12 protein-coding genes are annotated in these 8,178 nt (G+C 61.1%); 6 read left to right on the top strand and 6 right to left on the bottom strand.

What is annotated here, in order from left to right:
- The 3 genes from frhG to PHP59_RS10000 form a co-directional block, all read left to right on the top strand.
- Positions 1-771: coenzyme F420 hydrogenase subunit gamma (frhG, locus tag PHP59_RS10010; protein WP_300166558.1), on the top strand; the 771-nt coding region annotated here is incomplete at its 5' end.
- 11 nt (positions 772-782) lie between these two features.
- Positions 783-1,646 carry a coenzyme F420 hydrogenase subunit beta gene (gene frhB, locus PHP59_RS10005; RefSeq protein ID WP_300166556.1) on the top strand — a complete coding sequence of 288 codons (864 nt, stop codon included), beginning with the start codon at positions 783-785 and terminating at the stop codon, positions 1,644-1,646.
- A gap of 399 nt (positions 1,647-2,045) precedes the next feature.
- On the top strand, positions 2,046-2,246 hold the full coding sequence (locus PHP59_RS10000; protein WP_300166554.1) for a hypothetical protein: 201 nt from the start codon (positions 2,046-2,048) through the stop codon (positions 2,244-2,246).
- On the opposite strand, the gene PHP59_RS09995 is transcribed toward PHP59_RS10000, so the two are convergent.
- Positions 2,237-2,719, bottom strand: a complete 483-nt coding sequence (locus PHP59_RS09995) for a DUF2124 domain-containing protein (protein ID WP_300166552.1) — start codon at positions 2,717-2,719, stop codon at positions 2,237-2,239. The two genes, PHP59_RS10000 and PHP59_RS09995, sit on opposite strands and share 10 nt — an antisense overlap.
- A 254-nt stretch (positions 2,720-2,973) precedes the next feature.
- Here PHP59_RS09995 and PHP59_RS09990 point away from each other — a divergent pair, with 254 nt between their 5' ends.
- Positions 2,974-3,216 carry a PspC domain-containing protein gene (locus tag PHP59_RS09990; RefSeq protein WP_300166550.1) on the top strand — a complete coding sequence of 81 codons (243 nt, stop codon included), beginning with the start codon at positions 2,974-2,976 and terminating at the stop codon, positions 3,214-3,216.
- A gap of 42 nt (positions 3,217-3,258) precedes the next feature.
- Positions 3,259-4,431, top strand: coding sequence for a PLP-dependent aminotransferase family protein (locus tag PHP59_RS09985; RefSeq protein WP_300166548.1), 1,173 nt, complete (start codon positions 3,259-3,261; stop codon positions 4,429-4,431).
- A 1-nt stretch (position 4,432) separates the two neighbouring features.
- Here the strand turns inward: PHP59_RS09985 and PHP59_RS09980 are convergent, their stop codons facing one another.
- The 3 genes from PHP59_RS09980 to PHP59_RS09970 are packed head-to-tail and all read right to left on the bottom strand — an operon-like array spanning position 4,433 to position 6,522.
- Positions 4,433-5,617 (bottom strand): cation:proton antiporter, encoded by a 1,185-nt coding sequence (locus tag PHP59_RS09980; RefSeq protein WP_300166547.1) that lies wholly within the window; start codon positions 5,615-5,617, stop codon positions 4,433-4,435.
- A 42-nt stretch (positions 5,618-5,659) separates the two neighbouring features.
- Complete coding sequence (locus tag PHP59_RS09975) at positions 5,660-5,902, bottom strand: hypothetical protein (protein WP_300166545.1); 243 nt, start codon at positions 5,900-5,902, stop codon at positions 5,660-5,662.
- 20 nt (positions 5,903-5,922) lie between these two features.
- Complete coding sequence (locus PHP59_RS09970) at positions 5,923-6,522, bottom strand: hypothetical protein (protein WP_300166543.1); 600 nt, start codon at positions 6,520-6,522, stop codon at positions 5,923-5,925.
- 90 nt (positions 6,523-6,612) lie between these two features.
- Here PHP59_RS09970 and PHP59_RS09965 point away from each other — a divergent pair, with 90 nt between their 5' ends.
- Positions 6,613-6,873, top strand: a complete 261-nt coding sequence (locus PHP59_RS09965) for an RNA-binding protein (RefSeq protein ID WP_067046921.1) — start codon at positions 6,613-6,615, stop codon at positions 6,871-6,873.
- 75 nt (positions 6,874-6,948) lie between these two features.
- On the opposite strand, the gene PHP59_RS09960 is transcribed toward PHP59_RS09965, so the two are convergent.
- Both PHP59_RS09960 and PHP59_RS09955 read right to left on the bottom strand, forming a co-directional pair.
- The gene (locus PHP59_RS09960; RefSeq protein WP_300166540.1) at positions 6,949-7,104 is read right to left on the bottom strand and encodes a hypothetical protein; all 156 of its coding nucleotides are present in this window, start codon (positions 7,102-7,104) and stop codon (positions 6,949-6,951) included.
- The coding region (locus PHP59_RS09955) for an HAD-IC family P-type ATPase (protein ID WP_300166538.1) at positions 7,101-8,178 on the bottom strand (1,078 nt) is incomplete at its 5' end. The genes PHP59_RS09955 and PHP59_RS09960, both read right to left, overlap by 4 nt.

Below are 8,178 nucleotides of genomic sequence, written 5' to 3'. Positions count from 1 at the left end.
AAGATTACCGTGGGGCACGTGCACATGAGCGGCTGTACCGGATGCCTTGTGTCCTTTGCAGACAACTACGAAGGACTCTTCAAGATTCTGGACAACTATGCAGACCTCGTCTATGCACTGACCCTTGTGGATGGCAGGCATGTCCCTGAGATGGACGTCGCCCTCGTCGAGGGTTCCGTCTGCCTCCAGGACAAGTGCTCTGTTGAAGAGATCAAGGAGACCAGGGAGAGGGCGAAGATCGTCGTCGCCCTTGGTGGCTGTGCGGCATACGGGAACATCACCCGTTTCTGCCGTGGTGGCCAGTGGAACCAGCCGCAGATGGAATCGTTCGTCCCGATCGGAGACCTGATCGACGTCGATGTTTACATCCCCGGCTGTGCGCCGACCCCGCAGCAGATCAGGAACGTCTGTCTCATGGCGTACCTGCTCCTGAAGGGTACCGACGAGCAGAAGGAACTTGCCGGTGCATACCTCAAGCCCCTCATGGCCCTTGCAAAGCGCGGCTCGAACGCCGAGTTCAGCAGCGAGGCCTGCGGCTGCGACCTGATGGTCGGTGTCGTGAATCAGGGCCTGTGCATGGGCTGCGGTTCCTGTGCCGCCGCCTGCCCGGTCCGTGCTGTCACCATGGAATGCGGCAAGCCGCAGATCGAGCGCGACCTGTGCATCAAGTGCGGCGCCTGCTATGCCCAGTGCCCGAGGAGCTTCTTCAACTTCGATGTGATGAACGAGTTCGAAGGTATCAGCGAACTCATCAAAGAGGTCATGCAGTGAGGTGAAGAGAAATGGTACTCGGTAACTACAAGACCTGTGTCGCTGCACGCAGCACCGACAAGGAAATTCTGAAGGGAGCTCAGGACGGCGGTATCGTCACCCAGCTCTTTGCGTATGCGCTCGAAGAGGGCATCATCGACGGTGCCATCGTAGCGGGGCCGTCCGATGAGCCCTGGAAGCCCGAGCCGATGGTTGCGACCACGAGGGCTGAGCTTCTTGCGGCCCGCGGCACGAAGTACAACCTCTCCCCGAACCTCTCCCTCCTCAAGGAGGCGACCCGGAGCTATGGCCTTGACAAGGTCGGCATCGTCGGCACACCGTGCCAGATGCAGGCTGTCAGGAAGGCCCAGCTCTATCCGATCGGGATGCGCGACGTCCCTGACAAGATCGCCCTGGCCATCGGGATCTTCTGCATGGAGAACTTCCCGTACCAATCGATCGAGGCGATCGTCGAGGACCACTGCAACCAGAAACTCGAGTCCGTCACCAAGATGGACATCGGCAAGGGCAAGTTCTGGGCCTACACCGAGCGCGGTGCGGTCTCCCAGATCCCGCTCAAGGTCACCCACAAGTACGAGCAGCCCGGCTGCCACGTCTGCCTGGACTATGTCTCCAACCTCGCCGATGTCTCGACCGGATCGGTCGGCACCCCCGACGGCTGGAGCACGGTCTTTGTCAGGACAAAGAACGGCGAAGATGTCTGGGCCAAGGCCATCACCGCCGGTTGCTTCGAGACCCAGGACATCGCCGGTGTCAAGCCCGGCCTTGACCTCGTGACCAAGCTCGCCACCGACAAGATCACGAAGAACCAGAAGACGCTCGAAGCCCGTGCGTCCTTTGGCGTCGGCAAGGGTCTGCGCAACCCTTACCTCTAAATATTTTTTGCACGTTTCTCTCGGGCCGGAAGACTGCATTCCTGCACTCTTCCGATTTCCGGGTATTCTGTTCTGTGAAAATCCTTTTCTGGAGTGCCTGCTCCGAGGGACTACCTTGATTTCATGCTCGCTGACGTTCGCACCCTGCCATGAGGATGGGGACGGGATGGCAATTCCTCAAATCTTTGATTTTCGGCGTAGTCCCCCGGCGAACTGTAGGAGAAGGCAGCGGATCCGCACCTCTCCCCTCCGGGGATCACGAGGATCCCTTGGCCCGATCATAGAGTTCTCTCCAGAGCCCGGCGGTCAATCCATTTATTCCTCAAAATTCGTGGTTCGCCCCGGGGCCGTACCGGAAATATTTATATCCTGAAGGCCGGTATGGAGGGTGGGGGGACCATGAAAACAAAGATCACCTTTGAGGAGCTGGCGCAGTTGCCTTTTTTCGAGGGAGTTGCGACGCTCTCGCTTGTGAGGCGGGGCGAGATAGAGCTTTTCCTCGGCGAGGTGCCGCTGACAGTGTGGCAGGTCGAAAAAATTGTGGAGGAAGTGGTCAGGGCCCTGCAGGGGGCGCCGCAGATCGCGGAGATCTACCGGTAGATGGTGACCGGGTCGAGAGTGGCGTCGATCAGGAGGTCGAAGGGAACCTGTTCGAGCCAGCCCGCCTTCTTGAACATGCTCATAAAACAGACGCCGATCCTCTTTGCCTGCGGGTGGCGTGCGAGGAGTTCCGCCGCATCTTTTGCTTCTACCGGGACATTCGGCATCGCAAGCCCGCCCATCAGGACGACGATGGCAGGGTCTGGGCCGGCAGGCGATCCGCCGACCTGCATGCCGACGCCGGGGACGGCATGGATCGCCCGTGCCTTCTCCTCGTCGAGGTACGGCACGAAAACATGCTCGAAGGGGAGATCGCGGACGGCGAAGGCGAGCAGTTCGATGAAAGGTGTGCAGGTCCCGGGAACACCGCAGTATATGATGCGGGTGCCTTCAGGCAGGCCGGCGCCGGCAAGGTACTGCTTGAAGGGCCTGAGCATTCCGGGGACACCGGAGAGAGTGTCGGTCTTTTCCATACTTTCCGATGGGTTAGATCCTATAAATGTGTGGTGGCGCATTTTCCCGGCCCCTGTCCCTCCTATGCCGAAGCAGTCCCCCCGAGCATGCCGACGGTGAAAATGATGAGGGTTAGCAGCATGGCGGCACCGACGGCGAACAATGCACGGTCGAGATTACGCGTATCCATATTCTCATAGTCCTGTCATGGATAGATAACCCTTCCCATTTTTTGTCCGCAAGGTCTATCCCGAAAAGCGTCTAGATATGATCGATGGCAGAGAAGAGACTTGTCCGTCCGAAGAATGACCGCATGATTGCCGGGGTCTGCAGCGGGATAGCCCGATATCTGGGCGTCGACCCGGCGATCGTACGCATTGCATGGGTGATCCTCTCCCTCTTCGGCTATATCGTCTTCGGGGTCCTTGCCTACATCCTCGCCGTGATCATCATCCCCGAGGAAGAGAAAGGTGTTCTCGACGCGGATTTCACGGTGAAAGAAGAAGAGAAGGCCTGATCCTTCCCAAAATTATTTCTGCGGCGACCCGTATGGTTCAGTGTGACGCGTCGGTATGCTGCAAGAATGGCGAAGACACCCAGGTCTTTCATCAGGGAGATCCTGAAGGTTACCGGGAACCCTGAGATCATCTCTTTTGCCGGGGGTCTTCCGAACCCTGCTCTTATCAGGGTTGAAGAGATTGCGGAGGCGGCCCGATCTGTTCTTGAAACAGACGGTGCCGCCGCCCTTCAGTATTCTACGACCGAGGGCTACCTGCCTCTCAGGGAGTTCATCGCCGACCGGTACAGGCAGAGGCTCGGCCTTGAAGTTGGGCCCGACGAGATCCTCATCACCAACGGTTCGCAGCAGGCCCTCGACCTTATCGGCAAGGTCTTCCTCGACCCCGGTTCTGCCGTTGCGATCGAGCGCCCGGGCTATCTTGGTGCGATCCAGGCCTTCTCCCTGTACGAACCCCGTTTCTGTCCTGTCCCCCTCGAAGAGGACGGGCCAGATATCGCGGCCCTGGAGAGGACGCTCGGAGAGCGCGATGTCGGGCTTTTCTATGGTGTCCCGAACTCGCAGAACCCGTCGGGGATCACCTGGTCGCGGGAAAAAAGGGAGGATGTGGCCTCTCTCCTCGAAGGGACCGGCACTGTCTTTATCGAGGACGACGCCTACGGCGAACTGCAGTTCTCGGGTCGGCCTCTGCCGCCGGTGAAATCATATCTCCCCGAATCGACAGTCCTGACCGGGTCCTTCTCGAAGATCGCGGCGCCGGGACTGCGCATCGGCTGGATCTGTGCGGAACCCGGGATCCTCGATCGTCTCGTCGTCGCGAAGCAGGCATCAGACCTCCATTCCAGCACCCTTGACCAGCGGATTCTCGCCCGGTACCTTCGGGATACTGATCTCGATGCGCATGTCCGGGAGATCTGCCGGGTGTACGGCCGGCACTGCGCGCTGATGGCCTCCCTGATAGACGACCTCTTCCCTGATGGTGTCGCCCGCACAGGTCCGGAGGGTGGGATGTTCCTCTGGGTGACCCTCCCTCCCGGCCTCTCCTCGATGGCCCTCTTCGAGCGGGCCCTTGCGGAGCATGTTGCCATCCTGCCCGGCCTGCCCTTCTACGTAGACGGTGGCGGGGAGAACACGGTCCGCCTCAACTTCTCGAATGCCGATGAGGAGAGAATCGCCGAGGGGATGCACCGCCTTGCGCGGGCCCTCGGCGCATAGTTCAGGCGGTTTCCCCTGCTCCTCTGTACAGCCAGTTCCGGTAGACGATCGGTGTCACCACCGTTGTCAGAAGGCTCATCAGCACGATCGCCAGATAGATGCCCTGGTCAATGAGGTTCAGGTTGAGGCCGATGAGGGCGACGATCATCGCCACCTCGCCCCGGGGCACCATGCCGAAGCCGAGGATCAGGCTGTCCTGCCGCCCTATTCCCATGAAGCGGGCGGGAATGCCGCAGCCGACGATCTTGGTGATCACGGCCATCACCGTCAGGGCGGTGAGGAGGACGAGGATGTCCGGCGTGAGAGCCGAGAAATCGGCGAGGATTCCCAGGGATACGAAGAAGATCGAGGCGAAGATGACATGGAGATACTCGGCCCCCTCCTTCAGGTCACGGGAGTTGACGATATTGACCCCGTGGAAGGAGACGCCTGCGATGAACGCCCCGATGATCGCCGATATTCCGACGGCTTCCGCGCCGAGGGCGTAGAGAAAGGCGAACATCATCGCCGTGATGAAGAGGAACTCCGGGTACTTCCGGGAGAAGGGGGTCCGGTCGATCCATTCGAGGAGAGGGGCGACGATCTTGATGCCGGCAAATCCGGCAAGAACGATGAAGACAACGTCCTTCACGACGACCGCGGTGACCGAGAGGGGTGTGAATGTCCCGGCGACGACGTCGATGGTCATCGAGAGGGCCATCAGAGAGAGAACATCGTCGATGACCGCCGTGCCTATGATCGCCCGCGCCACGCCGGTGTCGAGTTTTCCCATCTCCCGCAGGACATTGGCGGTGATCGCAATGCTCGTCGCCGTCATCGCCGTCCCCACAAAGACGGCGCTCTCGAAGCCGTAGCCGAGTGTGGCGGTGAGCCAGTAGCCGCCAATCCAGGGGACGATGACCCCGAAAAGTCCGATCACGGCGTAGCGCAGATCAAGGATGTCCCGGAGATCGAACTCCAGGCCGATGACAAAGAGAAGGATGACGGCGCCGAGAGCGGCGAGGCTCCGCACGAAATCAGTGTACGTGATCAGGCCGAGGACGCTCGGCCCCACGATGATCCCGACCAGGATCTCCCCGATCACCGCGGACTGGTTGATCCTGGACGCCACCAGGTAGCCCGCGAGGGCGACGAAGAGGAGGAGGCTCATCTGGAACTCGATGGTCGAGGCGATTTCTGCGGACATGGGATCGATCTCGTCGTCGGCGTTTTTAACCCCGCCGGCTGTTCACCCCTCCTGCCATCCCGGGTTTTCCGCGAGGAATGCCCTCTCTTTCTCTTTCATCTGCTCTGCCGTGAAGGACGCGGGCATATGGATGCACCGGTGTTCCCTGAAGACGCCGCAGACGAATGCCCCCTGCCTCTCGTCAGCCGGGCAGGCCCCGTAAGTGCCGGCGTCGACGTCGTGGTAGACATGTTCGAGGCCCTCGCGCTCTGCGATCTCCTTCGCCTCTCTCCATGACCCTGCCATACCCTTTCCGTGCGCGGGTATTATATGTACATTTCCCGGAGCACCTGCCGGCAGGCGCCGCCGGTGCCGACGCGGCAGAGGACTGCACCCTCTGCTGTGAAACGGTACGGCAGGGGGAGAGTGGTGTCCCTTTCAGAGGCCTCGCCCCTGCCGAGGGTGATATGGGGGGAGTACCGGGCGCGCAGGAAATCGCGGGCATACGCGGCCATGGACGGTTCGTCCTCCTCTCCGTCCCTGAGGATGAGGACAGGTTCTTCGTCAACGGCGACTTCCCCGAGGGCCTTTGCCGCCGCGCGGTGGAGAGCGAGGAGCGGTCCGTCGATGGCGATGTCGAATCCCGCGACCCTCTGCCCCGACCCGGTTGTCACCGTGGAGATGCCGGTGACAGTGATATCGAGGGGAAAGTGAGGCCCGAGGCTCTCCAGAGAGATCCCTGCAAGGTCTCCCTCCGGGACCGCGGCCATCGCGAGGGTGATGTGGGGGACGGCGTCAGGCCCGAAACAGATGGTTCTGTCGCGTGAATGGCCGACGAGGAGACGGTTGATCCTGGCCGCCTCGTCCCTGATCCCGGCAGGGAGGACGACCGCGATATCGACGGTGAGAGGATGCGCATGGTGCATGAAGAAGGGTGGATCGCGGGGGTGATATGCCTGCCTCAGTCGGCAGAAAGATAACCAAGTCCAGCATATAGCTAACCACAGGAGTTACCCATGGAAAGCAATACTCTCTATGTCGGGAATCTCAACTACGAGACAACCGAAGAACAGCTCACCGAACTCTTCTCTGAATACAGCGAACCCACCTCCGTCAGGATCATCCCGCGCAAGGGCTTTGGTTTTGTTGAGTTCTCCTCCCCCGAGGAAGCCGAGAAGGTAATGACCGCCCTGAACGGCACCGAGTTCATGGGCCGTGCCCTGCGTATGGATGAGGCGAGGCCGCGTGAGCCCCGTACCGATTCCCGCAGATACTAAGAATACTCCTTGCCGGGGACACCCCGGTCTTTTTTTCCGGGGATAATCCCCCGGAAAAGTTATTCCTGCATACCTTCAGGTTTCGGCTCTTTTGAGATCGAGGTCTTCTTCGCTCATGGCAGGAGACGTATCTTTCATTCTCCGCTCTATCCTGATCGTCTTCTGTTCGGGTACGGGAAGGCAGAAGAGACGGTCGTGAAGGGCGAGTCTGCCGTTTCTCTCCGTCCTCATTTTCTGACCGTGTTCTCGCGTTTTTCCCGCCGCGCCGCCACCCATTTCCAGCCCTCCCCTGCAATGAGGAGGGGCAGGCCGATGAGGACGAGGAGGGCCCAGTCTCCGACATCGAGGGGGACGGTCCTGAAGGCCGCCTGGAGGACGGGGTGGTAGACGGCCGCCACCTGGAGGGCGAGGCTCCCTGCGACCGCTGCGACGAGGTACCTGTTGGAGAACGGCCCTATCTCGCGGAGGGTCGACGAGAAGGACCTGAAGTTGAAGACATTGATCAGTTCGAAGACCACGAAACCGGTGAAGGCGAGGGTCCGGGCTCTGTCGAGGTCGGCCCCCTGGAGGAGGGCGAAGATGAGGAGGACGACCGCCCCGATCCAACCGCCGATCAGGAGGACCGCGGCCATGGCGCGGGAGGAGAGGATCTCTGCACCCGGGTCTGCAGGCGGTCGGCGCATGACCCCCCTCTCTGCCGGTTCGACCCCGAGGACGAGGGCGGTCGCACCGTCGGTCACCAGGTTCACCCAGAGGATCTGGGCCGGCAGGAGGACGAGAGGCAGGCCGGCGACGAGCCCTCCCGCGACGGCGACGATCTCGCCGACATTCGAGGAGAGGAGGTACCGCGTGAACTTCGCGATGTTGTCCGCCTCCCGCCGCCCCTCCTCGACTCCGGCGACGATGCTTGCGAAGTTGTCGTCCACGAGGACGATGTCGCTCGCCTCTCTGGCGACGTCCGTCCCCTTGACCCCCATCGCGATCCCGACATGCGCTTTTTTCAGGGCCGGGGCGTCGTTCACGCCGTCGCCTGTCATGGCAACGATATGGCCGTTCCCGGTGAGGAGGCCGATCACCCTGAGTTTATGTTCGGCGGTGACCCGTGCAAGGATATTCGCAGATTTCAGTGCAGCAAGGAGGTCGGCATCGTCCATCCGGTCGAGATCTGCGCCGGTCAGGGCCTCACCCTGCCCGAGCCCGACAGCCCGGCCGACAGCCGCCGCCGTAAGGGGTGCGTCTCCGGTGATCATGATCACGTCGATACCTGCCTTTTTCGCCCGTTCCACTGCTTTTCTTGCCTCTTCG

It is taken from the genome of Methanofollis sp., from assembly GCF_028702905.1.
Lineage (GTDB): Archaea > Halobacteriota > Methanomicrobia > Methanomicrobiales > Methanofollaceae > Methanofollis.
Note: the sequence above shows the minus strand (reverse complement) of the source record. Positions and strands in the feature narration are given on the sequence as shown.